This is a genomic window from Nocardioides silvaticus, from assembly GCF_003160695.1.
In the GTDB taxonomy this organism is placed as follows: Bacteria; Actinomycetota; Actinomycetes; order Propionibacteriales; family Nocardioidaceae; genus Nocardioides; species Nocardioides silvaticus.
Window position 1 is genome coordinate 439640 of sequence record NZ_QGDD01000002.1, and the last position, 26794, is coordinate 466433.

Below are 26794 nucleotides of genomic sequence, written 5' to 3' on the forward strand. Positions count from 1 at the left end.
CCGCATCTGCCTGCCACGGTGTGAGCGCGGTCGGTGCCCGTCCGTAAGGTGGGAGCGTGTCGCAGAGCTACCGCCCGAAACCGGGCGAGATCCCCACCGAGCCCGGGGTCTACCGGTTCCGCGACAAGCAGGGGCGGGTCATCTACGTCGGCAAGGCCAAGAACCTGCGGTCCCGGCTGTCGTCGTACTTCCAGGACATCGGCAACCTGCACCAGCGCACCGCGACCATGGTCGCCACCGGCGCCTCGGTGGAGTGGACGGTCGTCAAGACCGAGGTCGAGGCGCTGCAGCTGGAGTACTCCTGGATCAAGGAGTTCGACCCGCGCTTCAACGTGAAGTACCGCGACGACAAGTCGTACCCCTGGCTGGCGGTCACCGTCGGCGAGGAGTTCCCGCGGGTGATGGTCGGGCGCGGCGCCAAGCGCAAGGGCACCCGCTACTTCGGGCCCTACAGCCACGCGTGGGCGATCCGGGAGACCGTCGACATCCTGTTGCGGGTGTTCCCGATGCGGTCGTGCAGCAACGGGGTGTTCAAGCGGTCGCAGCAGATCGGGCGCCCCTGCCTGCTCGGCTACATCGACAAGTGCGCCGCGCCCTGCGTCGGCAACGTCGACGCCGAGCAGCACCGTGCGATCGTCGACGACTTCTGCGAGTTCATGGCGGGTCGCACCCGGCCGTTCATCCGGCGCATCGAGCAGGAGATGTACGCCGCCAGCGACGCCCTCGACTTCGAGCGGGCCGCCCGGCTGCGCGACGACCTCGGTGCGATGCAGAAGGCGCTGGAGAAGCAGGCCGTCGTGCTCGGCGACGGAGCCGACGCCGACGTGATCGCGCTCGCCGAGGACCCGCTCGAGGTCGCCGTCCAGGTCTTCTACGTGCGCGGCGGGCGGATCCGCGGCCAGCGGGGCTGGGTGGCCGACCGCACCGACGACGGCGACACCTCCGAGCTGGTCGAGCACTTCCTGCTCCAGCTGTACGCCGGTGAGCCGGACGCGGTGCCCAAGGAGATCCTGGTGCCGGAGCTTCCGCCGGACCCCGCCACCTTCGAGCAGCTGCTCAGCGACCTGCGCGGGTCCCGGGTCTCGATCCGGGTCCCGCAGCGCGGCGACAAGCGCTCGCTGCAGGAGAACGTCGCGCGCAACGCGAAAGAGTCGCTGGCCCTGCACAAGACCAAGCGCGCCAGCGACCTCACCACCCGCAACCGCGCACTGGCCGAGATCGCCGAGGCGCTCGGCCTCGACGAGGCTCCGCTACGCATCGAGTGCTACGACGTCTCCCACATCCAGGGCACCGAGATCGTCGCGTCGATGGTCGTCTTCGAGGACGGCCTGGCCCGCAAGAGCGAGTACCGCCGGTTCGTGATCCGCGACCAGGAGGGCTCCGACGACGTCGCGGCCATGCACGAGGTCATCACCCGCCGGTTCCGCCGGCTGCTCGACGAGCAGTCCCGCAGCGAGGAGCGGATGGGGGAGGACGGCCCGATGCTGGTCGACCCCGACACCGGGCGGCCGCGGAAGTTCGCCTACGCCCCCGGCCTGGTCGTGGTCGACGGTGGTGCGCCCCAGGTGGCCGCCGCGCAGCGGGCGCTCGACGAGCTCGGCATCGACGACATCCCGGTGTGCGGCCTCGCGAAGCGTCTCGAGGAGGTGTGGCTGCCCGGCGAGCCCGACCCGGTCATCCTCCGGCGTACGTCGGAGGGGCTGTATCTCCTGCAGCGGGTCCGCGACGAGGCGCACCGGTTCGCGATCGCCCACCACCGCGGTCGGCGGTCGAAGTCGATGGTCGAGAGCGTCCTCGACGACGTGCCCGGCCTGGGGGAGGTCCGGCGCAAGACGCTGCTGCGGCACTTCGGCTCGCTGAAGAAGCTCCGCGAGGCCGACGTCGATGCCATCGCCGCCGTGCCCGGCATCGGACCGCGCACCGCCACCGCGATCAAGGACGCCGTCGCGGCGGGGGATGCGGCGGGCGGCCGCGGGACGCGGAAGACTACGACGCCATGAGCGTCGAGACGAGCCGGGAGCCGGCGGGCGAGCTGGTGGTCGTCACCGGGATGACCGGCGCCGGCCGCAGCACGGCGGCGAAGGAGCTGGAGGACCTCGGCTTCTACGTCGTCGACAACCTGCCGCCGAGCCTGCTGCCCGAGGTGGTGCGGCTGGTCGACGAGAGCCAGGGCCGCAGTCAGCGGATCGCCGTCGTGGTCGACGTCCGGTCGGGTTCGTTCTTCCAGGGTCTCCAGGCCGCCCTGGCGCAGGACGTCACCGGCCGCAACACCACCCTGGTCTTCCTCGACGCCTCCGACGACGTGCTCGTGCGACGGCAGGAGGCGGTGCGCCGCCCGCACCCGCTCCAGGAGGGCGGCCGGCTGCTCGACGGCCTGGAGCGGGAGCGCGTGGTGCTCGCCGACCTGCGCAGCGACGCCGACCTGGTCATCGACACCAGCAACCTCAACGTCCACCAGCTCACCGACCGAATCGCCGAGTCGTTCGGCACGCCCGAGACCACCCGGCTGCGGGTGACGACGATCAGCTTCGGCTTCAAGTACGGCATCCCGGTCGACGCCGACTACGTCGCGGACATGCGGTTCCTGCCCAACCCGCACTGGGTGCCCGAGCTGCGGGCGCACACCGGGCGCGACCAGGACGTCGCCGACTACGTGCTCGACCGGCCGGCGGCCCAGGAGTTCCTCGACCAGTACGTGAGGCTGCTGAGCGGGGTGGCGGAGGGCTACCTGCGCGAGGGCAAGCGGTTCATGCGGGTCGCCATCGGCTGCACCGGCGGCAAGCACCGCAGCGTGGCGATGAGCGAGGAGATCGCGCGCCGGATGCAGGAGCTCGGCTACGTCGCCCGCGCCCTCCACCGAGACCTGGGACGAGAGTGATCCGCGGATGATCCGGGCACAGTCGGTCGTCGCGCTCGGCGGCGGCCACGGGCTCCACGCATCGCTGACAGCGCTGCGGATGCTGGTCGACGACCTCACTGTCGACGAGCTGACCGCGGTGGTCACCGTGGCCGACAACGGCGGATCGTCGGGGCGGCTGCGGGGCGAGTTCGGCGTGCTCCCACCCGGCGACCTGCGGATGGCGCTCGCGGCGCTCTGTGGCGACGACGAGTGGGGCGCCACCTGGGCGAAGGTGCTGCAGCACCGGTTCGCGGGTGACGGCGAGATGCGCGGCCACGTGGTCGGCAACCTCCTCATCGTCGGGCTGTGGGAGCTGCTCGGCGACGACGTCGACGCCCTCGACTGGGTCGGTCGCCTGCTCGGCGCCAAGGGACGGGTGCTGCCGATGGCGCTGACGCCGATGGACATCACCGCCGAGGTGCGGGGCATCGGCGCCGGCCCGGACGACCTGGTCACCGTGCGCGGCCAGGTGGAGGTCGCGACCACCGACGGCGTGATCGCCTCGATCGCGCTCGACCCGCCCGACCCCGAGGTCAGCCCGGCGGCGCTCGCCGCGATCGGCGGGGCCGACTGGGCGGTGCTCGGCCCGGGATCGTGGTTCACGTCCGTGATCCCGCACCTGCTGGTGCCCCAGCTGCGGGATGCGCTCGTCGCCACGGAGGCCCGGCTGATCGTCGTACTCAACCTGACGGAGCAGGAGGGGGAGACGCCCGGCTTCGGCCCGGCCGACCACCTGGCGGTGCTCGCCGAGCACGCCCCCGACCTCGCCGTCCACACGGTCCTGGCCGACCGGGAGAGCGTCGGCGACGCCGCCGACGAGCTGGGCGCGATGGTCGCGGCGCTGGGCGCGCAGCTGGTGATCGACGACGTCGCGATGGGCGACGGCAGCCCGCGTCACGACCCGGCTCTGCTCGCCGCAGCGTACGCCCGGATCATGCAGCAAGGTTGACCCGGGATCCCGTCGAGGGTTGTTGACCTCCGTGGCAGGATCACTTCCATGGCGATGACGGCTCAGGTCAAGGCGGAACTGGCCAACACCTCGGTCACCAAGGCGTGTTGTCGCAAGGCGGAGGTCGCCTCCACGTTGCGGTTCGCCGGTGGCCTTCACATCGTCGCCGGCCGGATCGTCGTCGAGGCCGAGCTCGACACCGGCGCCGCCGCCCGCCGGCTGCGGCGCGACATCGCGGAGATGTACGGCCAGTCGTCCGACGTCGTGATGGTGCAGGGCAACGGCATCCGCAAGGGCAGCCGCTACATCGTCCGCGTCGTCAAGGACGGAGAGGCGCTCGCCCGCCAGACCGGACTGCTCGACCAGCGTGGCCGGCCGGTGCGCGGCCTGCCGCCTGCGGTGGTCTCCGGCGGTGGGTGCGACGCGGTCGCCGCTTGGCGGGGCGCGTTCCTGGCTCACGGCTCGCTCACCGAGCCGGGTCGCTCGTCCTCGCTCGAGGTCACCTGCCCCGGCTCGGAGGCGGCGCTGGCCCTGGTCGGTGTGGCCCGACGGCTCGGCATCCAGGCGAAGGCGCGGGAGGTCCGCGGGGTCGACCGCGTGGTCATCCGCGACGGCGACGCGATCGGTCAGCTGCTGACGCGGCTCGGCGCCCACGAGACGCTGATGGCCTGGGAGGAGCGCCGGATGCGGCGCGAGGTCCGGGCGACCGCCAACCGGCTCGCCAACTTCGACGACGCCAACCTCCGCCGGTCCGCCCGGGCCGCGGTCACCGCCGGCGCGCGGGTCGAGCGGGCGATGGAGATCCTCGGTGACGAGGTCCCCGACCACCTTCGGATGGCCGGCCGGCTGCGGCTCGAGCACAAGCAGGCCTCGCTCGAGGAGCTCGGTCAGCTGCACGACCCGGTCCTCACCAAGGACGCGATCGCCGGCCGCATCCGACGGCTGCTGGCGATGGCCGACAAGCGGGCCGAGGACCTCGGCATCCCGGACACCGAGGCGTCGCTGACGCCCGAGATGCTCGCCGGCGAGGGCTGACCGACCCGCCACAGGTGGCGTGATCGTTGTTACCCGCACGTACCGCGGGACTGGTCGGGATGCGTCCCGGCGCCACTTGTAGGGTTGCTGGCGCGGGTGACTGAACGCCCGCGATCCAGTCAAGGCGGGTGACCGAACACCCACCACCGAGACAAGGAGCAACCCTGTGACCGTACGTGTAGGCATCAACGGCTTCGGCCGGATCGGCCGCAACTTCTTCCGCGCCGTTCGCGCGAGTGGCCTCGACATCGAGATCGTCGGCGTCAACGACCTGACCGACAACGCCACCCTCGCGCACCTGCTCAAGTACGACTCGATCCTCGGCCGGCTCGACGCCGACGTGACCTCGACCGACGACGCGATCGTCGTGGGGGACACCGAGATCAAGGCGTTCGCCGAGCGCGACCCGGCCGCCCTGAAGTGGGCCGACCTCGGCGTCGACGTCGTCGTCGAGTCGACCGGCTTCTTCACCGACGCCACCAAGGCGCGGGCGCACGTCGACGCAGGTGCCAAGAAGGTCATCATCTCCGCGCCCGCGAAGAACGAGGACCTCACCGTCGTGATGGGCGTCAACCACGAGCTCTACGACGCCGAGCAGCACACCGTCATCTCCAACGCGTCGTGCACCACCAACTGCCTGGGCCCGATGGCCAAGGCGCTCAACGACGCAGTCGGCATCAACAAGGGCCTGATGACGACCATCCACGCCTACACCGCGGACCAGAACCTCCAGGACAACATCCACAAGGACCTGCGCCGCGCCCGCGCCGCGGCCCTCAACATCGTCCCGACCTCGACCGGTGCCGCGAAGGCGATCGGCCTGGTCCTCCCGGAGCTCAAGGGCAAGCTGGACGGCTACGCGCTGCGCGTGCCCACCCCGACCGGCTCGCTCACCGACCTCTCGTTCGAGGCGTCGCGCGAGACCAGCGTCGAGGAGGTCAACGAGGCCGTGAAGGCGGCTGCCGACGGCCGCATCCTGCGCTACTCGACCGACCCGATCGTGTCCTCGGACATCGTCACCGACCCCGCGTCCTGCATCTTCGACGCGCCGCTGACCAAGGTCATCGGCAACCAGGTCAAGGTCGCGGGCTGGTACGACAACGAGTGGGGCTACTCCAACCGCCTCGCCGACCTGATCGTCCACGTCGGCGCCACCCTCTGAGCGTCGGCCGAGGAATGGGCAGCTACGCCGGGCTGGGCGAGGTAGGCGGCAAGCGGATCCTCGTCCGGTCCGACCTCAACGTGCCCCTCGACGGCACCACGATCACCGACGACGGCCGGATCCGGGCCAGCGTCCCGACCATCAAGGCACTGGCGGACGCCGGTGCCCGCGTGGTCGTGACCGCGCACCTGGGTCGTCCCAAGGGCGAGCTCGACCCGGCGTACTCGCTGGCGCCCGTCGCCGCGCGACTCGGCGAGCTGCTCGGCCAGGACGTCGCGTTCGCGACCGACACCGTGGGCGAGTCCGCCCGGCAGGTGGTGGCCGGGCTGGCCGACGGCCAGGTCGCCGTGCTCGAGAACGTGCGGTTCAACGCGGGGGAGACCAGCAAGGACGACGCCGAGCGCGGCGCGTTCGCCGACCAGCTCGCCGGGCTGGCCGACGCCTTCGTGTCCGACGGTTTCGGTGTCGTGCACCGCAAGCAGGCCTCGGTGTACGACGTCGCGCAGCGCCTGCCGCACGCCATGGGCGGGCTGGTCGCCGCAGAGGTCGACGTGCTGCGGCGACTGACCGTCGACCCGGAGCGTCCCTATGTCGTGGTGCTCGGCGGGTCCAAGGTCTCCGACAAGCTCGGCGTGATCGACAACCTGCTCGGCAAGGCCGACAAGCTCCTCGTCGGCGGCGGCATGGTGTTCACGTTCCTGGCCGCACAGGGCCACGAGGTCGGCAAGAGCCTCCTCGAGGAGGACCAGCTCGACACCTGTCGGGACTATCTCCGTCGTGCCCACGAGGCCGGGGTGGAGCTGCTGCTGCCGACGGACATCGTCGTCGACACCGAGTTCCCCTCCGGCGACCGCACGCCGGCCCCTGGCGTCGTACCGGCCTCGGAGATCCCGTCCGACAGCCTCGGGCTCGACATCGGCCCGGACGCAGCAGCGGACTACGCCAAGGCGCTCGCCGACGCGAGGACCGTCTTCTGGAACGGCCCGATGGGGGTGTTCGAGGTCGACGCGTTCGCCGCCGGCACCCGGGCGGTTGCGGAGGCGCTCACCAAGGTCGACGGCCTCACCGTCGTCGGCGGCGGTGACTCCGCGGCCGCGGTGCGCACGCTCGGCTTCGACGAGGCCGCGTTCGGCCACATCTCCACCGGTGGCGGCGCTAGCCTCGAGTACCTCGAGGGCAAGGAGCTCCCCGGCATCACCGTTCTGCTCGACGAGGAAGAGTGACGATGGCCAGCACCTCCCGCACGCCGATCATGGCGGGCAACTGGAAGATGAACCTCAACCACCAGGAAGCGGTGGTGCTGGTCCAGAAGCTCGCGTTCACGCTCGCCGACAAGCGGCACGACTTCGGCAAGGTCGAGGTCGTCGTGCTGCCGCCGTTCACCGACATCCGGTCCGTGCAGACGCTCGTCGACGGGGACCGGTTGGCGATCAAGTACGGCGCGCAGGACGTGTCCGTGCACGAGTCGGGCGCCTACACCGGGGAGATCTCCGCGGGCATGCTCGCGAAGCTCGGCTGCTCCTACGTCACCGTCGGCCACTCCGAGCGCCGGCAGTACCACGGCGAGAGCGACGAGCTGGTCGCCGCGAAGGCGAAGGCCGCGCTGGCGGCGGGCATCACCCCGATCGTCTGCGTCGGCGAGGGCCTGGAGGTCCGCCAGGAGGGCACCCACGTGCCCTACAACACCGCGCAGGTCGTCGGCTCGCTCGCCGGGCTCACCGCGAAGCAGGTCGCCGGCCTGGTCATCGCCTACGAGCCGGTCTGGGCGATCGGGACGGGCGAGGTCGCCACGCCCGACGACGCCCAGGAGGTGTGCGGGGCGATCCGTGGTCAGATCAAGGAGTCGTACGGCGCCGACGTCGCCGACGCCGTACGCATCCAGTACGGCGGCTCCGTGAAGGCCGCCAACGTCGGCGGGATCATGGCCCAGCCGGACATCGACGGCTGTCTGGTCGGTGGTGCGAGCCTGCAGGCCGACGAGTTCGGCGGCATCAGCCGGTTCTACGACATGCCGCAGCTCGGCACCCACTGAGCGCAGGCCGCCGCAGCTCACTGTCGGCGGCAGCGCCCCTGCAGTTCTGCGCCCGCCGGTGTTCCCCTTTCAGGGGGCAGCCAGGGGTCTCCCGGTGCCCGGTGCGGGTATAGCCCGGCCGGAAGCTCCCGGCGACACCTGCGAAGGACGATGGTCATGGCCGACGAACATGCAGCCGGGGGCGCACTCGAGGACCCCGTCGAGGCGCACACCCAGCCGCACACCGAGGGCGAGCAGCTGCCGAAGCCAGGGGACCCAGGCTCGGTCACTCCGGCGATGCGCGACGAGCCCGACCACGGGGAGACCACCTACCGGGGTCACGGGCGACTCGACGGTCGGGCCGCGGTCATCACCGGTGGCGACTCGGGAATCGGGCGCGCTGTGGCACTCGCCTTCGCCCGGGAGGGCGCCGATGTGGTCCTCGCCTACCTGGACGGGGAGGACGAGGACGGTCAGGAGACCGCACGTCTGGTGGAGGACGCCGGACGCAGAGCCGTCCTGGTCCCGACCGACCTCACCGGGGAGGACGCGTGCCGTCAGCTGGTCGACCGTGCGGTGGACGAGCTGGGGAGGATCGACATCCTGGTCAACAACGCTGCGTACCAGATGGTCCAGCCTGGGGGCATTGCCGACATCACCACCGAGCAGTTCGACCGCGTGATGAAGACGAACCTGTACGCCATGTTCTGGCTGTGCAAGCTGGCCCTGCCGCACATGCGCGCCGGCTCGTCGATCATCAACACGTCTTCGGTGCAGGCGGCGTCACCGTCACCCGAGCTGCTGGACTACGCCACCACCAAGGCCGGCATCGTGAACTTCACCCGGGGACTCGCATCGATGGTCGCCGAGCAGGGGGTCCGGGTGAACTGCGTGGCGCCCGGCCCGATCTGGACGCCGCTCATCCCCGCGACCATGCCCGAGGAGAAGGTGGAGACCTTCGGCGAGCAGACCCCGCTCGGACGGGCTGGCCAGCCGGTCGAGGTCGCCACGGCCTTCGTCTACCTGGGTCGGCCGAGTCCAGCTACATCACCGGAGAGGTGATCGCGGTCACCGGCGGGCAGCCGGTGTCGATCTGAGGCGAGTCGGACACGGCCAGTCCGAGCCGATGACACCGCGGGCAACTTCAAGGGTCGGTCCGGCCGAGGCGTGAGGGCGTCCGCCGGTCCTACGACATGCCCGCCTCGGCGGGATCTCCTGTCCACACGGTCGTCCCGGTTCGGTACGCGGTCGAGGCTGACGTAGGATCCCTGTCGTGCTTGAAACGTTATTCACCGTCCTGCTCGTGCTCACGAGCCTGATCATGATCCTGCTCGTGCTGCTGCACAAAGGTCGGGGTGGCGGACTCTCGGACATGTTCGGCGGTGGCGTCTCGAGCTCGCTCGGCGGCTCGTCCGTCGCGGAGCGCAACCTCGACCGATTCACGGTCGGCATCGGCGTGATCTGGTTCGCCTGTGTCGTCGCCCTCGGGCTCCTGTTGGCCTACCAGAACTGATCGACCCCCGGGAAACCCTGAAGGCGCCCGGCGGCGCCGGATCGAGCTGAGGAGAGAGTCCGTTGGCAGGTGGTGGCAACGCGATCCGCGGTAGTCGTGTCGGGGCCGGCCCCATGGGCGAGGCCGAGCGTGGCGAGGCAGCGCCCCGCCAGGCGGTGACCTATTACTGCGCACACGGGCACCGCTCCGTGATCGCCTTCTCGGTCGAGGCCGTCGTGCCCGACTCCTGGGACTGCCCGAAGTGCGGCCTCCCCGCAGGCCTCGACTCCGAGAACGCCCCTCCGGCGCCGAAGATCGAGCCCTACAAGACCCACCTCGCCTACGTGAAGGAGCGCCGCTCCGACAAGGAGGCCGAGGTCATCCTCGACGAGGCCGTCCAGCTCCTCCGCTCCCGCCGCAAGTCCGGCGAGATCATCTTCTGACGCCGACCCGGCTCAAACTCGCACCACTGGGGCGCCGACCCGGCGCAAACTCGCGCGAGCAAGGTGCCGACCCGGCGCAAACTCACGCGCCGGTACGACGGATCCTGCGTCCTGCCTCGGCGATCTCGCGCCGCAGCACCCGGTCCGCGTTCTGGTGCGGGCCGAACAGGTTCTCCTTGGTGAACGGCGTGATGTGCCAGCCTTCCTGCTCCGTCACCAGTGCGCGGCGGAGGCGGTCGTGCTCCAGCTGACCAGGGCTGGAGTGCCACTCGGCACCGTCGTACTCAGCGGCATAGCGGAGCTGCTCGTTCGCCAGGTCCAGCCGGGCGAGGAACTCCCCGGCTGACCAGACCTCGAACTGCGGGATGGGCGCGGGCAGGTACGTCTCGATCCACCGCAGGCGCAGCACCGATTCCGGTGGTGACTCGGCGCGGCCGTCCGTGTGCGGAGCGACGACCCGGAGGACCGTCACCCAGCGCATCCCGCGGAATCGCTCGATGCCGGCGATCAGCTCCTCCTTGGAGAACACGCCCAGGCGAAGCATCTGGTCCATTCCAGCGATCGAGCGATCGGTCCAGCGAGTCCGCCCCAGGTCCCAGGTCGTCCTGATCGGTGTGGTGACGAGCAGACCGTCGACCTCGGTGATGTCGGAGGGCTCGAGTTTGCGTTCGCCGCCGACCGTCAGCTCGTTGCGCAACCGGCGGCCCGGTGGCAGGAAGACGCAGATCGGCATCACGTTCACGTGCTCGTTCGGCGCGAGGGCCATCTCGGCGCCGTGAAGCCATCCGGCGTGACGGTCGCAGACAACGGCATCCTCCGGCACCACCAGGCGCAGGCACTGGACACGCAGGCTCGTCGAATCGCCGAGCTGGGCTGCGACGTACACGCCCTTGACCGGGTGGCGCAGGAAGCCTTCGTCGACCAGCCACTTGAGGTCGCGGTACGAGAGCCCGGCCTCGTAGCGCGCCTCTGCGGTGGTGAACGGTCGGTCGAGGGGCAGGGGGAAGGCGGGCCCGAGGAACGGCTGCCCGAGCAGCGGGGTGAAGTCCATGCCGCAAGGGTCCGGCCTCTCGGCGTCCTAGAACACCGCACTTCGTCGAGCCTGTGGAAAACTGCCGGGCGGACTGCGAGTTTGCGACGGGTCGGCGCCCTATGAGTGCGAGTTTGCGACGGGTCGGCGCCCTACGGGCGCGAGTTTGCGACGGGTCGGCGGTTGATGAGTGCGAGTTTGCGACGGGTCGTCAGAGGCGGGAGGCGGCGTCGTGGTCGAGGAACCACGTCGTCTCGGTGAGGCCGCGGACGCCGCGGGCGGGGGTCTCGGCGACCGAGCCGTCGTCGGCGAGGGCGCGGGCGACCGCTTCGGCCTTGCCCTCGCCGGAGGCGAGGAACCAGACGGTGTGGGCGCGGTCGAGGGCCTCGAAGGTGAGGGTGACGCGCTCGGGCGGGGGCTTGGGGGAGTCGTGGACGGCGGCGGCGAGGGCATCGGTGACGTCGAGGCCGGGGTGGCCGGGGAAGAGCGAGGCGACGTGGCCGTCGGGGCCGATGCCGAGCATGAGGACGTCGAAGGCGCCGCCGCCCTCGGCCCGCACCTCCTCGGAGTACGACGCAGCGGCGGCCTCGGCGTCGGCCACCTGGTCGGCGGCGGGGACCTCGTGCACGCGGGTGGCCCCGACCTCGTCGAGGAACGCCGCACGGGCCTGGCCGGCGTTGCGGTCGGGGGAGTCGGAGGGGACGAAGCGCTCGTCGCCGAACCAGAAGTGCACGGCACCCCAGTCGACGCCGGAGGCGGGCGCCATCCGAGCCACCTCCTTGTGGACGACCTCGGCGATGGTGCCGCCGGTGAGACCGATGTGCGGTACGTGGCCGGCGGCCTGGGCGTCGGCGATCCGGTTCAGCAGCTCGCCCGCGACGGCGGTCGCCAGCGCGTCGGCGTCGGGCTTCACCTCGACGAGCGGGGCGGGTCGTTCGTCGGTCACCGGCGGTGCCTCCGGTAGTAGTCGATGAGGGCGCGGGTGGACGCGTCCTGCTGCTCCAGCGCCGCGTCGTCGCCCGCGACCGCGGGAGTGACCTGCTGTGCGAGCTGTTTGCCGAGCTCGACGCCCCACTGGTCGAAGCTGTCGATCCCCCAGACGACGCCCTGGGTGAACGTGATGTGCTCGTAGAGCGCGATCAGCTGACCGAGCACGGACGGCGAGAGCTCCGGCGCCATGATCGAGGTGGTCGGGCGGTTGCCGGTGAAGACCCGCGCCGGCACGATCGCCTCCTTCGTGCCCTCGGCGCGCACCTCGTCGGCGGTCTTGCCGAACGCGAGCGCCTTGGTCTGCGCGAAGAAGTTCGCGAGGAACAGCTCGTGCACGTCGACCTCGCCGTCCTTCAGCGGGTGCGCGGGGTTGGCGACCGCGATGAAGTCCGCCGGGATCAGCCGGGTGCCCTGGTGGATCAGCTGGTAGAACGCGTGCTGCCCGTTGGTGCCGGGCTCGCCCCAGAACACCTCACCGGTGTCGGTGGTGACGGGGGAGCCGTCCCACCGCACGCCCTTGCCGTTGCTCTCCATCGTCAGCTGCTGGAGGTACGCCGCGAACCGGTGCAGCGACTGCGCATAGGGAAGTACGGCGTGGGTCTGCGCGCCGAGGAAGTTGACGTACCAGACGTTGAGCAGACCCATCAGCGCCGGCACGTTGCTCTCCAGCGGGGTCGTGCGGAAGTGCTCGTCGACGGCGTGGAAGCCCGCGAGGAACTCGGCGAACCGCTCGGGACCGATCGCGAGCACCAGCGACAGGCCGATCGCCGAGTCGACCGAGTAGCGGCCGCCGACCCAGTCCCAGAAGCCGAACGCGTTGGCCGGGTCGATGCCGAACGCCTCGACCTTGTCGAGCGCGGTGGACACGGCGACGAAGTGCTTCGCCACCGCGCCCTCGGCCGAGCCCAGGCCGTCGAGCAACCACGACCGGCACAGTCGGGCGTTGGTGAGGGTCTCGAGGGTGCCGAACGTCTTGCTCGACACGATGAACAGCGTCGTCGCCGGGTCGAGCCCCGCAAGCGTCTCGGCCGCGTCGGTCGGGTCGATGTTGCTGATGAAGCGGCACTCGATGTCATCGTGCCGGTAGGGCTTGAGCGCCTCGTAGGCCATCACCGGACCGAGGTCGGAACCGCCGATGCCGATGTTGACGACCGTGCGGATCCGCTCGCCGGTGACGCCGGTCCACGCCCCCGACCGCACCTGTTCGGCGAACGCGTAGACCCGCGCGAGCACGGCGTGCACATCGGCGACGACGTCCTGGCCGTCGACCTCGAGCCGGGCGTCCGCAGGCTTGCGCAGTGCGGTGTGCAGCACCGCGCGGTCCTCGGTGACGTTGATGTGCTCGCCGGCGAACATCGCGTCGCGCCGCTGCTCGAGGTCGACCTCACGGGCGAGGTTGAGCAGCGTCGCGACGACGTCGTCGTCGACGAGGTTCTTCGAGAGGTCGACGTGGAGGTCGGCCGCGGCGAACGTGAACCGGTCGACCCGACCGGGGTCGTCCGCGAACACCTGGCGCAGGTCGGGCGTGCCCCTGGCGGCCAGCTCGGTCAAGCGCGCCCACGCCGGCGTCGTCGTCGGGTCCACGTTCAGCCCATCTGGCCCTTCACGGTCTCGACGAGCTCTTCCCACGACTTCTTGAACTTGTCGACGCCCTCGGACTCCAGCGCGAGGAAGACGTCCTCGAGGTCGATGCCGACCTCGGCCAGCTGGTCGAATAGCTGCTGCGCCTCCTCGGCCTTGCCGGTCACCTGGTCGCCGTTGACCTCACCGTGGTCGGCGAAGGCCTCCAGCGTCTTCTCCGGCATGGTGTTGACGGTGTCGGGGACGACCAGGTCGGTGACGTAGAGGGTGTCGGGGTAGTCCGGGTTCTTCACGCCGGTCGACGCCCAGAGGGGGCGTTGCGCGTTGCCGCCCGCCGCGGCGAGCGCCTGCCACCGGTCCGAGGCGATGACCTCCTCGTACGCCGCGTAGGCCAGCCGGGCGTTGGCGACGGCCGCCTTGCCCCGCAGCGCCAGCGCCTCGTCGCTGCCGATCGCCTCGAGCCGCTTGTCGATCTCGGTGTCGACCCGGGAGACGAAGAACGACGCCACGGAGTAGATCGAGCCGAGGTCGTGGCCGGCCTCCTTTGCCTGCTCGAGCCCGGTTACGTAGGCGTCCATCACCTCGCGGTAGCGCTCAGTGCTGAAGATCAACGTCACGTTCACCGAGATCCCCTCGGAGATCGCGGTCGTGATCGCCGGCAGGCCCTCCTTGGTGGCCGGGATCTTGATGTAGGCGTTGGGCCGGTCGACGGCCTTCCACAGCTTGCGCGCCGAGTCGATGGTCGCGTCGGTGTCGTTGGCCAGGTCCGGCTCGACCTCGATGGACACCTTGCCGTCGGCGGGTGCCCCGTCGGCGACCGGCCTCATCACGTCGCAGCCGTTGCGGACGTCCTCGGTCGTGAGCTCGAAGATCACCTTGGTGACGTCGGCGCCCTCGGAGACCAGCCGTCGCACCTGCTCGTCGTACCGCTCCCCGTCGGCGATCGCCGAGGCGAAGATCGTCGGGTTGGTGGTCACGCCGACGACGTGCTTGTTCTTGACGAGCTCGGCGAGGTTGCCGGTCTCGATGCGCTCGCGCGACAGGTCGTCGAGCCAGATGCTCACACCGGCGTCCGCCAGTGCCTTCAGACGATCACTCACAGGGTTCTCCTTCGTGCGTCGTGGGCGTGCGGCCGCCGTGGTGGGTTACTTTGCGGCGGCCTCGATACTGTCCTTGGCGGCCTGGGTGACCGCCTCGGCGGTGATGCCGACCTCCTGGTAGATCCGTTGGTACTCGGCGGAGGCGCCGAAGTGCTCGAGGCTGACCATCCGGCCGACGTCGCCGACGTACTCCCGCCAGCCCTGCCGGATGCCTGCCTCCACGCTGACCCGCGCCTTGACGTACGGCGGCAGCACCTCGTCGCGGTAGGCCTGGGTCTGCTGCTCGAACCACTCGATGGAGGGCATCGAGACCACGCGGGCGTTGATCCCGTCGGCCTTGAGCTGCTCGCGCGCCTTGACGGCGAGCTGGACCTCCGAGCCGGTGCCGATGAGGATCACGTCGGGCTGGCCGCCCTCGGCGTCGAGCAGCACGTAGCCACCGTTGCCGACCTTCTCGACCGTCGCGAACCCGTCCTCGCCGCGCGGGAAGACCGGCACGTTCTGCCGGGTCAGGACCAGCCCCGCGGGGCGGTCGGTGTTCTTCAGGATCTGCAGCCAGGCCGCTGCGGTCTCGTTGGCGTCGGCGGGACGGACGATGTCGAGCCCGGGGATGCCCCGGAGCGCCCAGAGGTGCTCGACCGGCTGGTGCGTGGGGCCGTCCTCGCCCAGGCCGATCGAGTCGTGGGTCCAGACATAGACGACCGGCGCCTTCATCAGCGCCGCGACGCGGACCGCGCCGCGCATGTAGTCGGAGAAGGTGAGGAAGGTGCCGCCGAAGACGCGGGTGCCGCCGTGCACCGCGATGCCGTTCATCACGGCGCCCATCCCGTGCTCACGGATGCCGAAGTGGAGCACCCGGCCCTGCAGCGGGTCGGCCTGCCACTCCTCGACGGACCGCTCGGCCGGGAGGAACGACGGCGCGTCCTTGATCGTGGTGTTGTTGGAGCCGGCCAGGTCGGCGGAGCCGCCCCAGAGCTCGGGCATGACCGGCGCGACGGCGTTGATGACCTTGCCGGAGGCCGCGCGGGTGGCGACGCCCTTCTCGTCGGCGGGGAACGAGGGCAGCGCGGCCTCGAGGCCCTCGGGGAGCTCGCGACCCTTGATCCGGTGGAGCAGCGCGTCGCGCTCGGGGTTGGCGGCGGCCCACTCGTCGTACCTCCGGTCCCACTCCGCGCCCCACTCCTTGCCGCGCTCCAGCAGCGACCGGGTGTGGGCGAGGACGTCCTCGGGGACCTCGAAGGTGCGGTCGGGGTCGAACCCGAGCACCTTCTTGGTGGCCGCGACCTCCTCCTCGCCGAGCGCCGAGCCGTGGGCGGCCTCGGTGTTCTGGGCACTCGGCGCGGGCCACGCGATGATGGTGCGCAGCACGATCAGCGAGGGCTGGTCGGTGACGGCGTCGGCGGCCTTGATCGCCTCGTGGAGTGCCGGGACGTCCTCGTGGTAGTCGTTGCCGTTGCCGTGGTCACCCTCGTGGGTCCAGTCGACGGTCTGGACGTGCCAGCCGTAGGCCTCATAGCGCTTCGCGACGTCCTCGTTGAACGCGATGTTCGTGTCGCCCTCGATCGAGATCCGGTTGGCGTCGTAGATGACCGTCAGGTTGCCGAGCCCCTGGGTGCCGGCGATCGACGACGCCTCGCTGCTGACGCCCTCCTGGAGGTCGCCGTCGGAGGCGATCGCGTAGATGTTGTGGTCGAACAACGACTCGCCGGGCGCCGGGTCGGGATCGAGCAGGCCGCGCTCGCGGCGGGCGGCCATCGCCATGCCCACCGCGTTGCCGACGCCCTGGCCCAGCGGACCGGTCGTGACCTCGACGCCGGCGGTGTGGCCGAACTCGGGGTGGCCGGGGGTCTTGGAGCCCCAGGTCCGCAGCGACTTCAGGTCCTCGATCTCCAGGCCGAACCCACCGAGGTAGAGCTGGGTGTAGAGGGTGATCGAGCTGTGCCCCGCGCTCAGCACGAACCGGTCGCGCGAGACCCAGTCGGGGTTGGCGGGGTCGTGCCGCATCACCTTCTGGAAGAGGAGGTACGCCGCGGGCGCGAGGCTCATCGCCGTGCCCGGGTGACCGTTGCCCACCTTCTGCACGGCGTCCATCGCGAGCACCCGTGCGGTGTCGACCGCCTTGCGGTCGAGGTCGGTCCAGTCCAGGTCCGGGATCATGGTTCCGAGCCTACCGAGCGCTCCACACCGGCCGACAAGGACCGGATGGCGGGACCGAGCGCGATCACCGATAGACTCGGGCCCGCCCCGACCCCTGCCGTGAGGTAACCCGTGACGACCGTCGATCCTGACCGCCCAGCAGTCCCGCTGGTCGTCGGTGTCAACGGCGTCGTCGAGCAGGGCGACCTCCGCGAGCGGGCCTCCGTCCGCGACGTCGTCATGGCCTACGTCGGGCTCACCAAGCCGCGCGTCATCGAGCTGCTGCTCCTGACGACCGTGCCGGTCATGTTCTTCGCCGCGCAGGGCGTCCCGGACCTCGGCCTCGTCGTCGCGACCGTGCTCGGCGGTGCGTTCTCCGCGGGCTCGGCGTCGGTCTTCAACTGCGTCTACGACCGCGACATCGACGAGCAGATGCGGCGGACCCGTCGCCGGGCGCTGCCGCGGCACATCATCAGCCCGCGGGCGGCGCTGGTCTTCGGCTTCGCGCTCGGCATCCTGTCGACGATCATCCTGTGGGCGTGGGTGAACCCGCTCTCAGCCGCGCTGTCGGTGGGCGCCAACGCCTTCTACGTCTTCGGCTACACGATGCTGCTCAAGCGGCGGACCGCCCAGAACATCGTCTGGGGCGGGATCGCCGGCTGCTTCCCGGCGCTCATCGGCTGGACCGCGGTCACCGGCGAGCTCGCCTGGGCGCCGGTCGTGCTGTTCGCGGTGGTCTTCTTCTGGACCCCGCCGCACACGTGGGCGCTGGCGCTGCGCTACCGCGAGGACTACAAGCAGGTCGACGTCCCGATGCTGCCGGTGGTGCGCCCGGCTCACGACGTCGCGGTGCAGATCGTGGTCTACAGCTGGGTGATGGTCGCGACCAGCCTGGTGCTCTGGCCGGTGGCGGGCACCGGTCCGGTCTACCCGGTCGTCGCCGGCGTGCTCGGCGCGGTGTTCCTGGTCCAGGCACACCAGCTCGAGCGCCGCGCGAAGGGGTCGGAGGATCTCTCGGTGATCCGTCCGATGCATCTCTTCCACAGCAGCAACCTCTACCTCTCGCTGCTGTTCGTCGCGGTCGCGATCGACCCGCTGCTGCGCTGATCTCCGGGTGACCGGCCGCCTGGCCCGGGTCCGACCGGTCGTCGGTATCGGATGTGGTGGCGGCGTCCGGTAAAGAGGTGACCGGGGTCGGGTATTGCTGATTTCATCTACCTCGGGTGTCAGTGACAACGACACCGGCTCGGCGGACGTGACTCCCCATTCGTCCGGCGGGTCTGCTCCTCCACGACGCACCCTCGGGACGTCGGCGCGCTCCAACGCCGACGTCCCGAGGGGGAGGCAGCACTGGAAAGAGCGTCGGCGCCGTTCCGACCCGACCCCCTCAGCGGGTCGGCCGGTGTGCCCTCGTGGAGACGGCCACCCAGGCGAGGCCGGCGGCCGTCAGCGCGGCGCCGAGCATGTGCAGCAGGACCAGCGCGATCGGCAGGTCCAGGAAGTACTGGGTGTAGCCGATGACGCCCTGCACGGCCTCGACCGCCAGCAGCGCGAGCGCGGCGTTGCGCAGCGGCAGGTTGCCGTGCCGCCGGGCCAGCACCAGCGTCGCGATCGTCAGGGCAACCAGGACGTAGACCGCCCAGGCGTGCACGTGGGACATCGCGCCCGGGTCGAGCCCGGTGCGGCGGGAGTCCTCGTCGCCGCTGTGCGGACCGGAACCGGTGACGACGGTGCCGAGGTAGAGGACGACCCAGCCGGCGAGGAACGTCGCCACGCCAGCCCGCCGGGACGACGCGTCGGCCCAGGCCCGCGGTCGGCCGACCAGGTGGTCGACGAGCAGCACGCAGACGCCGATGATCGCCATCGACACCAGCAGGTGCAGGGCGACCACCCACGGGTTGAGGTCGGTGTGCACCGTGATCCCGCCGATCACCGCCTGGGCGGGGATGCCGAGAGCGATGATCGTCGACAGCAGCAGCGGCCGTCGGTCCGCGCGGTCGGGTCCCACCCGGTCCCGGAGCACCGGGAGCAGCGCCGCCAGCCAGCAGCCGATCGCGATCACGACGAGGACGAACGTCAGCAGGCGGTTGCCGAACTCGATCGCGCCGTGCAGCCCGAGCTCGCCGTGCGCCACGTAGGACTCGTCGGTGCAGCGGGGCCAGGTCGGGCAGCCGAGGCCCGATCCGGTGAGCCGGACCGCGCCGCCGGTGATGACGATGCCGATGTTGGCGACCAGGTTCGCCCAGGCCAGCGGCACGAGCAGGCGCGCCGGCGCCGTGGTCACGGTCGTCACTCCCACCGGAACCACCGAGCCGCGGCCGCGGTGCCGGCGACCGCCCAGGCGGCGAGGATCAGCAGGTCCCGGCCCGGGACGCTGCCCTCGCAGGCCGTCCGCATGGCCTCGCCGAGCGCGCCCGACGGCAGCCAGGAGACGACGTCGCCGAGGCCGCCGTACGCCTCCGCCGGGAGTACGACGGCGCCGCCCGCCAGGAGCAGCAGGTAGACCAGGTTCGCGCCCGCCAGGGTCGCCTCCGCACGCAGCGTGCCGGCCAGCAGCATGCCGAGCCCGGCGAAGGCCCCGGTGCCGAGCAGGACCGCGAGCAGCACCCCGACCACGGACAGGTCCGGCGACCAGCCGAGCAGCAGCCCCACGACGCCGATCACGAGGAACTGCAGCACCTCGACGCACAGCAGCGCGCCGACCTTGCCGCCGAGGAGCGCGCTGCGGGACAGGGGAGCGGTGCCGAGCCGCTTGAGCACGCCGTACCGCCGCTCGAAGCCGGTCGCGATCGCCAGCGACGTGAACGCGGTCGACATCACCGCCAGCGCGAGCACGCCGGGGGTCAGCACGTCGATCGAGGTGTGCGGGGAGTCGAGGTCCAGCCGCGGTGCGCCGCGGACGGCTCCGACGAGGACGAGCAGCGGGATCACCACCGCGAGCAGGAGCTGCTCGCCGTTGCGCAGCAGGAGCTTGGTCTCCATGCCGGCCTGGGCGAGGACCTGCCGTGCCAGCGGTGCCGCGCCGGGGGCGGGGGTGAACGTCCCGGTGCTGCTCACGAGGCGGTCTCCCGTCCGGTGAGCTCGAGGAAGACGTCCTCGAGGTTGCGCTGGCCCAGGGTCAGCGACTCCGGCAGCACGCCGTGCTGCTCGCACCAGCGGGAGACCACGGCCAGCGTGGTCCCGTCGGCCGGGCCGGAGACCTGCAGGCTGTGCGCGTCGAGGACCACCAGCTCGGTGGTCGGTCCCAGCGCTGCGGCGAGCGACTCGGGCGCACCGGGCGGGAACGGCTGGGTCACGACCAGCCGGATGGTCGCCACGGTGCCGCCCCGGGTCAGCTCGAGCGGTGAGCCGCTGGCGACGAGGCGGCCCTTGTCGAGGATGTGCACCTGGTCGGCCAGCCGCTCGGCCTCCTCCAGGTAGTGGGTCGTCAGGACGACGGTCACGCCGTCGCCGCGCAGCTCCTCGAGCAGCTCCCAGACGGTCCGCCGGACCTGCGGGTCGAGACCCGCGGTCGGTTCGTCGACGAAGACCAGCTCCGGCCGCCCGACCAGCGCCATCGCCAGCCCGAGCCGCTGCTGCTGGCCGCCGGAGAGACGGCGGTACGGCGTCCGCCCGCACTCGTGCAGCGCGAGCCGCTCGACGAGCAGGTCGGGGTCGATCGGGTGCGCGTGCAGCCGGGCGACGTGGCGCAGCATCTCCTCGGCGCGGACGCCGCTCCAGGCGCCGCCGGACTGCAGCATCACACCGATGCGGGGCATCAGGGCGCGGTGGTCGGCGATCGGGTCGAGGCCGAGGACGCGGACCTGGCCCTCGTGCGGGCGGCGGTAGCCCTCGCAGGTCTCGAGCGTGGTGGTCTTGCCGGCGCCGTTGGGTCCGAGCACGGCGGTGATGGTGCCGCTCGCGACCTCCAGGGAGAGCCCGTCGACGGCCGCCTTCCCGCCGTAGGACATGCGGAGATCGGAGATCTCGACGGCGGGCGACACGCGCGTCAGTCTACGGAGCCTCCCGGCTACAGCAGGTCGCGGGCCCAGTCGCTGACGTCGCCGACGAGGTCGACGGGCGGGTAGGCCCCGAACAGCACGACGACCAGGACGAGCAGCAGCACGACCTGGAGGACGGTCCACAGGACCCGGAGCGCGTGGTAGTGCGGGGGCAGGCGGTCGGGTGCGGTGCTCACTTCAGCACTCCTTCCAGCTCGTCCTCGGGCTCGGTGCGGCCGATCGCCTCGACCCAGAAGCCCGACTCGTGGAACGCCCAGTCGAGCGCGTTGAGCGGGTGCAGCGGGTCGTCGGGCTCCCGCTGGCCGTAGGAGTCGATGGCGAAGTAGCCGACGCTTCCGAAGTCGCTCTCGATGGTCGCGACGAAGTCGTCGAGGCCGCGGTTGGACAACCACCGGCGCACGGCACCGCCGTCGCCGGCGTCGAGCACGTCGTCGCCCATCAGCTCGTGGACGATGTCGGCCTTGGTGACGACCACCCCGAGGTGCTTGCCGGTGAGGTCGACGCCGTCGGCCTTGAGCCGCTCGACGACGCTCGCGTAGGCCCGGGTGGGGTCGCCGTCGGCGACGGACACCGACCCGGCGAGGTCGGAGGAGTTGTAGAGCGGCGTGACCTTGGGCAGCGCGAGGGGGTCGAGCATCAGCATGATCACGTCGGCGGTGTCGAAGTAGACCAGCGCCCGCGACCGGTCCTCGTCGGCGAACGCCTCGCCGGCCGCGTCCATGAGCTGGACCTCCTTGTCGACCGCGCCGACGGTGAGCCGGAACGGCAGGCCCTCGGGCCGGTCGTCCCACGGCGTCTTGGCGACCCGCCGCCCGGTCGTGACCGCCGCCTCGGCCGCCTTGAGGAACGAGCGGGAGACCGGGGAGATCGGGGTCAGCTCGCCACCGGCAGCGGTGACCCGGTCGGCGATGCTGACGAGCGCCCCGGACAGGTACTGGGTCTTGCCCGAGGCGACGGCGCCGATGACCGGCAGGAACATGATCTGCCGGGTGCCGCTGCCCTTCGGCAGCTCGCGTCGGCAGGACTGGCACACCGCCACCAGGTGCTTCCCGCCCTGGCGCACGGTGCTGGGGATGGTCGTCTGGCACGCGCAGCGACGGCGGAAGATCCCGAGCGGGCCAGGGGTGAGGTCGCGGTGCATGACGAGGCAGCCGGTGTTGGTGCACAGGTAGCTCGGCGTGACCGTGACCGCGTAGCAGCGCGGACAGCGGGACGTCGTACGACGTTGCGAGCGCAGTGTCGCCTCGACCGACCGGCGGACCACGATCGCGAACGCCTGGCCGACGGCGAGGAGCCCGCCCGCCACGGCCAGCGCCACGTGCCAGGCCAGCACCGACACCGCCAGGCCGGCCAGCACGCCGACGAGGACGGGAAGGAGCAGCAGCACCCACAGCGCTCCGGTGAGGACTGCCGCGGCGGCGCGGCCGGCGCCCTCGCCCGGACGCCACCACAGGGAACGGGCCAGGTCCACGGTGCGGCGCCCCACCGCGAGCGCGCCGGCTCGGACGGCTGCGGCGTCGCGCAGCCCCTGGTGGGGCAGGTAGAGCGGCCAGGCCCGGTCCCACCCGAACCGGTGCCCGGCGCCGACCGGTGCGTGGAGGACCTTGCCCTCGGCGACCGCGTCCGGCGTCGTGATCTCCGGCGGGTGGAACCGCCGGGTGAAGCTCAGCACCGGCAGGACGACACCCACCACGGCTCCGGCGATGCCGGCGACGACCGCCGACGCCGCCCACCATCCTGCGACAGTCGCGAACAGCAACTCAGGCCCCCTTGGCTTTTCCGAACCGACCGCTGCGCCCGCGACGCCGGTCGGGACCGGCGGATCGGAGCAGGGCGTCGAGGCGGTCGCGCTCCGGGCGCTCCCACTCTCCGCGCAGCCGGGTCAGCGTGGACGACTTCACGTCCTCGGTCAGGAACTTGCGCGCGCCGTCGGCGATCGGTGCGGGCGAGCCGCCGGCGAGCCTCAGCGCGTGCAGTGCGACGTCGGACTTGGGCTCCGACGTGAACCGGCTGCGCAACGCGTGGCGCACCCCGTCGCTCGCCCAGGGGCCGGCCTCCTCGGCGACGTACTCGACCGCGCGCGCGTCGACGGCGTCGATCAGGCAGCTGCCGAGGTGCGGCGCGACGGCGGGGCCCCAGGCGCGCAGGTCCGCGAGCAGCGGCTTCAGCGTCTTGTTGGCGCGGTCCGCCACCCGGGCGCGCGCCCCGTGGATGCGCTCGTGGACGGCGGCGTACTCGAGCACGAGGTCGGCGAGCTCCTCGTCGGGGAAGTCGGTGCCGAAGTACGGCGCGTGCAGTGCGGCGTCGAGCAGCTCGTCGTACGACGCGTCGCTGCCGCCCTGGCCGCCCCGCAGCGCCGCGACGCCGTTGCGGACGATCGCGGCGAGTCGGGCGTCGATGCCCTGGTGCCGCAGCCAGGCGGCGACCAGCAGGTTGTCGCGGGGAAGGATCGGCCGGCCGATGACGATCGGCCAGGTCCGGATCTCGAGCTGGACGCCGGCCAGCGCGTCGGCCCGTTGCTCGCGGGGCAGCTGCCCGATGACGGCGGCCTCGAGCCACGGGTGGACCGTCTCGGCCTCCGGCTCCTCGGCCAGCCAGTCCCAGGTGCCGTTGACGACGGCGAGCTCGGCCCCCCGGTCGTGCGCCTCGAGCTCGGCGCTCAACGTGGTCACCAGCCGCTCGAGCCCGGCGCCCGCGACCCGGTCGAGGGCGTCCGCGACGCCGGTGGCTCCGATGGCGCGGACCCGGTCGCGGGTCTCGCGCGCGGTCCGGATCTCCTCCGCGGTGGCCGGCAGCCAGGTGTCGATCGCGGCGAGGACCGGCTGGGCCGGGACGACGAGCTCGTTCCGCGCGCCGGCGCTGTCCAGGGCGTCGACCAGCTCGACGGCCAGCCGCCACGGCTCGCTCGCCGGGATGGCCCCGTGCAGGGCCGACGCCGCGCGGGCGGCGAGCTCGGCGCCGACGGTCGGCTCCCACCGGGCGGCCAGGTCGAACGCGGGTCGCCCTCCGGCGTGCGCACCGTCGAGGAACGCGGCCACGCGGGCCCGGCTGCCGGTGCTGGGCTCGATGTCGGAGGTCGTCCGACGCTCGAGGTCGATCACGTTCGCGCCGACCACGGGCTCGAGCTCGAACTCCGGGCTCAGGCCGACGACGGCTGCGTCGGTCCGCAGCGGGTCGTCCACGAGCGCGCGGAAGGTCAGGTTGGCCGCCCGCTCCGGCTCGAGCAGGAGCGCACCTGCGGCGATCCAGCGCATCACCACGTCGAGGTCGCGGTGGACGAGCACCAGCCGCTGCGGTGCCTCGCGAGCGGCGGCGTCGAGCATCGTCAGGTAGTGGGGGAGCACCCGGACCGCCCACGGGTCGTCGCGCAGCATCGCCTCGAGGGCGTCGGCCTCGAAGTCCGCGCGCACCGACGTCGGCGCCGGCCACGGGTCGAGGTCTCCGCTCGGGGTGGCCTCCAGCGTCCACTCGGGCGCTGCGTAGAGCTGGGCGGGGTGGTACTTCCCGAACGCGTCCCCGTCGTCGGCGACCAGGACCTGGGTGACGAGGTTGCCCTGACGGCCACTGAGCGTGAGACCGGTGGACCGGCCGCGCGCGAGGTAGGTGCGCCCGTCCCGCCGGAGCAGAGCACAGGTCGGAGGGTGGTCGAGCTCGTCGTGGTCGTGCGCCCAGGTCGGGTGCACCCGGTGCAGCAGCTCCTCGCGGATGCGACGGCGGTCCTCGGGGGTGATCCCGGCGCTGAGCGCGCGGAAGTTGAACCCCTCGACCCCGTCGACCGACTCCTCAGCCGTCGTGTCGGAGTAGACGGCGACGTCGAGCACCGCGGTCACCGCCGGAAGCGCGAGGATCCAGAAGGTTCGCCCTGCCGGGCCGCCGCGAACTTGTCGGTCACCTCGCCCAGCTGCTCGAGGAGGTCTCCGAGACGGATCGAGGCGGCCGCCATCGAGTCGCGCAGCGACGAGGCGATCGAGACCAGGTCGCGCAGGGCGGAGTCGGCCTGGTGGGCGGCGTCGGCGGTGGCCGAGTCGATGAGCGCCCGGGACTCCTTCTCGGCCAGCTTCCGGTCCTGCTCGGCGGCGCGGCGTGACTCGGACAGCAGCTGCTCGGCCTCCGCCTTGGTGCGGGCGGCCTGCGCGCGGTCCTCCTCGGCGGCGTTCGCGGTCTCGCGGGCCTCGCGCTCCGCGGCAGCGGCGATCTCCTCGGCGCGGGTGCGGGCGTCGGCGAGGATCTGCTCGGCGCGGCCCTTCGCCTCGGCCGCCGCGAGGTCCTTGCGGCTCTCCGCGTCGCCCGCCACGCCGTCGGCGATCTTCTGCGCCTGCATCACGATCGCGTCGGCCTCGGAGAGCGCCTTGCGACGGATCTCGGCGGCTTCGGCGAGCTCCTGCTCGGCGCGGCTCTTGAGGTCGAAGACCTCGCGCATCTCCTGCGCTGACGGATTGGTGCCGGCAGAGCCGGTCGGCCTTGCTTCGGTCATCAGGTCCCCCCATTGGGAGCGATTGGGTGGTGCTGGAGCAGAGAACGCCGCGCGCGTCAGCGACGCAGCCTCGATATTCTCGTACACCCGCCTCGCGACGAAAGAAAATCGGGTTATCAGTTCCGAGACCGTGTTAACCGTTCGGTCGCGGGCGACGCCGGGGCGATCTCGTCAGCGGCCGGGATCTCGGCGTGCAGCCGGCTCGATGCGGGGCCGACCTCGGCCAGCGCGGCCGAGAGGGTCTCGAGCGTCACGCCCAGCCGGCTCGCGACGTCCGAGACGGCGTCGAGCTGGCCGTTGCCGACCTGGTGGGTCTCCTCCAGCTGCTGCCGGCGGTGCATCGCGGCCTCGCGGCGGGCGGTGAGCCGGAGCGCGTCGGCCTGCACGGCGGCCGACTCCCGGCGTACCTCCGCGCGGGCGAGCGCGGCCTTGGCGTCGTCGGCGGCCGCCGCAGCGGTGACCCGGATGCTGGCGGCCTTGGCCTCCGCCTCGGCGATCACGGCGGCGGCAGCGGCGCGTGCCTCGCTGAGGAGGGCTTCGTCGGCCAGCTGGCTCTCGGCGGCGGCGGCTTCCGCGGCCTGCCGGGCACCGGCCTCGAGCGCCGCGGCGACGGCGTCGGCCTGCTCGCGGACCTCGACCACCTCGCGGGCGACCTGGTCGGCGGTCTCGGTCGCCTGCACGACCGCTGCCTCGGCCTGGGCACGCAGCTCCGCCACGAGATCGGCGGTGCCGCCTCCGGCCGGTGTGCTCACGCGGCCCAGGCTACCTGCGCCGTCAGTCATCAGCGTCCACTTCGCGGTCCGCGTGCGGCAGCGTCTCGCGCACACCGGACAGCGTGGCCACGATGTCGGAGAGCCGCGCGGCGGCCGCGCTGATCGCGTCGTCGAGCCCGGCGGCGACCTGGTCGAGCTGGTCGAGCGCGCCGTGGCTCGAGGCCGCGACCCCGGCGAGCGCAGCCGCCCGCAGGTCGGCGGTCTCCCGGGCGGACGCCTCCCGCTCGAACTCCGCCATCCGGCGGGCGGTCTCGATCAGCTCGGTGGCCGAGGCCTCGAGCTCCTCGGCCCGCGCGGTCGTGGCCGTCGCCTCGTGCCGCAGCCGCTCGGCGTCGGTCTCGGCCTCGGCCAGGATCGACCGTGCCGCGGCCTTGGCCTCGGCCACGATCTGCTCCGCGCGGCCCCGGGCCTCGGCCGAGGAGAGGGACGTGCGCGAGTCGGCCTCCGCCTTGACGGCGTCGGCGGCCTGCTGCGCCCGGGCGACGATCTGGTCCGCCTCCGACAGCGCCTGCCGGCGGGTGGCGAGCGCCTCGCCGATCGCCGCTTCGGCGCGCTGCCGCATCTCGTAGAGCGAGCGGAGCTCATCGGCGAACGAGCCGGAGCCCGCGCCCGACGCGCTGGAGTCGGCTGTCGTCATGGCAGTCGGATCGTATGCCGCTTTGCCAAAGGTGTCAGCAGGTCCCGTCAGCCGGTCGCGGACATCTGGTCACTACGCTGA

General features: G+C 71.9%; 24 protein-coding genes and 1 pseudogene. 11 read left to right on the plus strand and 14 right to left on the minus strand.

Annotated elements, in window-relative coordinates:
• The first annotated feature begins 56 nt into the window (after window positions 1-56).
• From uvrC to DJ010_RS07005, 10 genes are all read left to right on the plus strand, one after another.
• Window positions 57-2000 (plus strand): excinuclease ABC subunit UvrC, encoded by a 1944-nt coding sequence (gene uvrC, locus DJ010_RS06960; protein WP_109692897.1) that lies wholly within the window; start codon window positions 57-59, stop codon window positions 1998-2000.
• A complete protein-coding gene (rapZ, locus tag DJ010_RS06965) occupies window positions 1997-2878 on the plus strand; it encodes an RNase adapter RapZ (RefSeq protein ID WP_109692898.1) in 882 nt (293 codons plus the stop codon). Before uvrC ends, rapZ begins: the two co-directional genes overlap by 4 nt.
• A gap of 7 nt (window positions 2879-2885) precedes the next feature.
• Window positions 2886-3848, plus strand: coding sequence for a gluconeogenesis factor YvcK family protein (locus DJ010_RS06970; RefSeq protein WP_109692899.1), 963 nt, complete (start codon window positions 2886-2888; stop codon window positions 3846-3848).
• A 48-nt stretch (window positions 3849-3896) separates the two neighbouring features.
• Window positions 3897-4883 carry a DNA-binding protein WhiA gene (gene whiA / locus DJ010_RS06975; RefSeq protein ID WP_109692900.1) on the plus strand — a complete coding sequence of 329 codons (987 nt, stop codon included), beginning with the start codon at window positions 3897-3899 and terminating at the stop codon, window positions 4881-4883.
• A gap of 166 nt (window positions 4884-5049) precedes the next feature.
• Window positions 5050-6045 carry a type I glyceraldehyde-3-phosphate dehydrogenase gene (gene gap / locus DJ010_RS06980; RefSeq protein WP_109692901.1) on the plus strand — a complete coding sequence of 332 codons (996 nt, stop codon included), beginning with the start codon at window positions 5050-5052 and terminating at the stop codon, window positions 6043-6045.
• A gap of 14 nt (window positions 6046-6059) precedes the next feature.
• Window positions 6060-7268 (plus strand): phosphoglycerate kinase, encoded by a 1209-nt coding sequence (locus DJ010_RS06985; protein WP_109692902.1) that lies wholly within the window; start codon window positions 6060-6062, stop codon window positions 7266-7268.
• A gap of 2 nt (window positions 7269-7270) precedes the next feature.
• Window positions 7271-8077, plus strand: coding sequence for a triose-phosphate isomerase (gene tpiA, locus DJ010_RS06990; RefSeq protein ID WP_109692903.1), 807 nt, complete (start codon window positions 7271-7273; stop codon window positions 8075-8077).
• A 156-nt stretch (window positions 8078-8233) separates the two neighbouring features.
• Window positions 8234-9118, plus strand: coding sequence for an SDR family oxidoreductase (locus DJ010_RS06995; RefSeq protein ID WP_245927300.1), 885 nt, complete (start codon window positions 8234-8236; stop codon window positions 9116-9118).
• 211 nt (window positions 9119-9329) lie between these two features.
• Window positions 9330-9569 carry a preprotein translocase subunit SecG gene (gene secG / locus DJ010_RS07000; protein ID WP_109692904.1) on the plus strand — a complete coding sequence of 80 codons (240 nt, stop codon included), beginning with the start codon at window positions 9330-9332 and terminating at the stop codon, window positions 9567-9569.
• Window positions 9570-9631: 62 nt separating this feature from the next.
• Complete coding sequence (locus tag DJ010_RS07005; protein ID WP_109692905.1) at window positions 9632-9991, plus strand: RNA polymerase-binding protein RbpA; 360 nt, start codon at window positions 9632-9634, stop codon at window positions 9989-9991.
• Between the two features lie 82 nt (window positions 9992-10073).
• On the opposite strand, the gene DJ010_RS07010 is transcribed toward DJ010_RS07005, so the two are convergent.
• The 5 genes from DJ010_RS07010 to tkt all read right to left on the minus strand — a co-directional run bounded on the left by DJ010_RS07010 (window position 10074) and on the right by tkt (window position 16849).
• Window positions 10074-11042, minus strand: coding sequence for a type IV toxin-antitoxin system AbiEi family antitoxin (locus tag DJ010_RS07010; RefSeq protein WP_109692906.1), 969 nt, complete (start codon window positions 11040-11042; stop codon window positions 10074-10076).
• Window positions 11043-11232: 190 nt separating this feature from the next.
• Complete coding sequence (gene pgl, locus DJ010_RS07015; RefSeq protein ID WP_109692907.1) at window positions 11233-11967, minus strand: 6-phosphogluconolactonase; 735 nt, start codon at window positions 11965-11967, stop codon at window positions 11233-11235.
• Window positions 11964-13595 carry a glucose-6-phosphate isomerase gene (gene pgi / locus DJ010_RS07020; protein ID WP_439331684.1) on the minus strand — a complete coding sequence of 544 codons (1632 nt, stop codon included), beginning with the start codon at window positions 13593-13595 and terminating at the stop codon, window positions 11964-11966. The genes pgl and pgi overlap by 4 nt, the downstream gene beginning before the upstream one ends.
• Before the next feature lie 2 nt (window positions 13596-13597).
• On the minus strand, window positions 13598-14692 hold the full coding sequence (gene tal / locus DJ010_RS07025) for a transaldolase (RefSeq protein WP_109692908.1): 1095 nt from the start codon (window positions 14690-14692) through the stop codon (window positions 13598-13600).
• Window positions 14693-14737: 45 nt separating this feature from the next.
• Window positions 14738-16849, minus strand: coding sequence for a transketolase (gene tkt, locus DJ010_RS07030; RefSeq protein WP_109692909.1), 2112 nt, complete (start codon window positions 16847-16849; stop codon window positions 14738-14740).
• A 147-nt stretch (window positions 16850-16996) separates the two neighbouring features.
• On the opposite strand from tkt, the gene DJ010_RS07035 reads away from it, so the two are divergent.
• The gene (locus DJ010_RS07035) at window positions 16997-17935 is read left to right on the plus strand and encodes a heme o synthase (RefSeq protein ID WP_245927359.1); all 939 of its coding nucleotides are present in this window, start codon (window positions 16997-16999) and stop codon (window positions 17933-17935) included.
• 280 nt (window positions 17936-18215) lie between these two features.
• On the opposite strand, the gene DJ010_RS07040 is transcribed toward DJ010_RS07035, so the two are convergent.
• From DJ010_RS07040 to DJ010_RS07075, 9 genes and pseudogenes are all read right to left on the minus strand, one after another.
• Window positions 18216-19112 (minus strand): COX15/CtaA family protein, encoded by an 897-nt coding sequence (locus tag DJ010_RS07040; protein ID WP_245927303.1) that lies wholly within the window; start codon window positions 19110-19112, stop codon window positions 18216-18218.
• Between the two features lie 5 nt (window positions 19113-19117).
• Window positions 19118-19885 (minus strand): ABC transporter permease, encoded by a 768-nt coding sequence (locus tag DJ010_RS07045; RefSeq protein WP_245927305.1) that lies wholly within the window; start codon window positions 19883-19885, stop codon window positions 19118-19120.
• A gap of 233 nt (window positions 19886-20118) precedes the next feature.
• Window positions 20119-20778: pseudogene (locus DJ010_RS07050) on the minus strand (ABC transporter ATP-binding protein); the annotation flags it as partial.
• 59 nt (window positions 20779-20837) lie between these two features.
• Window positions 20838-21005 (minus strand): hypothetical protein, encoded by a 168-nt coding sequence (locus DJ010_RS22015; protein WP_158282961.1) that lies wholly within the window; start codon window positions 21003-21005, stop codon window positions 20838-20840.
• Complete coding sequence (locus tag DJ010_RS07055) at window positions 21002-22588, minus strand: TRAFAC clade GTPase domain-containing protein (protein WP_109692910.1); 1587 nt, start codon at window positions 22586-22588, stop codon at window positions 21002-21004. Before DJ010_RS07055 ends, DJ010_RS22015 begins: the two co-directional genes overlap by 4 nt.
• Window position 22589: 1 nt before the next feature.
• A complete protein-coding gene (locus DJ010_RS07060; RefSeq protein WP_109692911.1) occupies window positions 22590-24659 on the minus strand; it encodes a GAP1-N2 domain-containing protein in 2070 nt (689 codons plus the stop codon).
• Window positions 24656-25303 carry a hypothetical protein gene (locus DJ010_RS07065; RefSeq protein ID WP_146207275.1) on the minus strand — a complete coding sequence of 216 codons (648 nt, stop codon included), beginning with the start codon at window positions 25301-25303 and terminating at the stop codon, window positions 24656-24658. Before DJ010_RS07065 ends, DJ010_RS07060 begins: the two co-directional genes overlap by 4 nt.
• A 116-nt stretch (window positions 25304-25419) precedes the next feature.
• Window positions 25420-26055 carry a hypothetical protein gene (locus DJ010_RS07070; RefSeq protein WP_109692913.1) on the minus strand — a complete coding sequence of 212 codons (636 nt, stop codon included), beginning with the start codon at window positions 26053-26055 and terminating at the stop codon, window positions 25420-25422.
• A gap of 22 nt (window positions 26056-26077) precedes the next feature.
• Window positions 26078-26713, minus strand: coding sequence for a hypothetical protein (locus DJ010_RS07075; protein WP_109692914.1), 636 nt, complete (start codon window positions 26711-26713; stop codon window positions 26078-26080).
• Window positions 26714-26794: the final 81 nt, after the last annotated feature.

Bases quoted from the DNA above. Each gene is read 5' to 3' on its own strand.
- rapZ (WP_109692898.1), top strand. From the start codon at position 1,997: ATGAGCGTCGAGACGAGCCGGGAGCCGGCGGGCGAGCTGGTGGTCGTC.
- DJ010_RS06970 (WP_109692899.1), top strand. From the start codon at position 2,886: ATGATCCGGGCACAGTCGGTCGTCGCGCTCGGCGGCGGCCACGGGCTC.
- whiA (WP_109692900.1), top strand. From the start codon at position 3,897: ATGGCGATGACGGCTCAGGTCAAGGCGGAACTGGCCAACACCTCGGTC.
- DJ010_RS06985 (WP_109692902.1), top strand. From the start codon at position 6,060: ATGGGCAGCTACGCCGGGCTGGGCGAGGTAGGCGGCAAGCGGATCCTC.
- tpiA (WP_109692903.1), top strand. From the start codon at position 7,271: ATGGCCAGCACCTCCCGCACGCCGATCATGGCGGGCAACTGGAAGATG.
- DJ010_RS06995 (WP_245927300.1), top strand. From the start codon at position 8,234: ATGGCCGACGAACATGCAGCCGGGGGCGCACTCGAGGACCCCGTCGAG.
- DJ010_RS07010 (WP_109692906.1), bottom strand. From the start codon at position 11,042: ATGGACTTCACCCCGCTGCTCGGGCAGCCGTTCCTCGGGCCCGCCTTC.
- tkt (WP_109692909.1), bottom strand. From the start codon at position 16,849: ATGATCCCGGACCTGGACTGGACCGACCTCGACCGCAAGGCGGTCGAC.
- DJ010_RS07065 (WP_146207275.1), bottom strand. From the start codon at position 25,303: ATGACCGAAGCAAGGCCGACCGGCTCTGCCGGCACCAATCCGTCAGCG.
- DJ010_RS07075 (WP_109692914.1), bottom strand. From the start codon at position 26,713: ATGACGACAGCCGACTCCAGCGCGTCGGGCGCGGGCTCCGGCTCGTTC.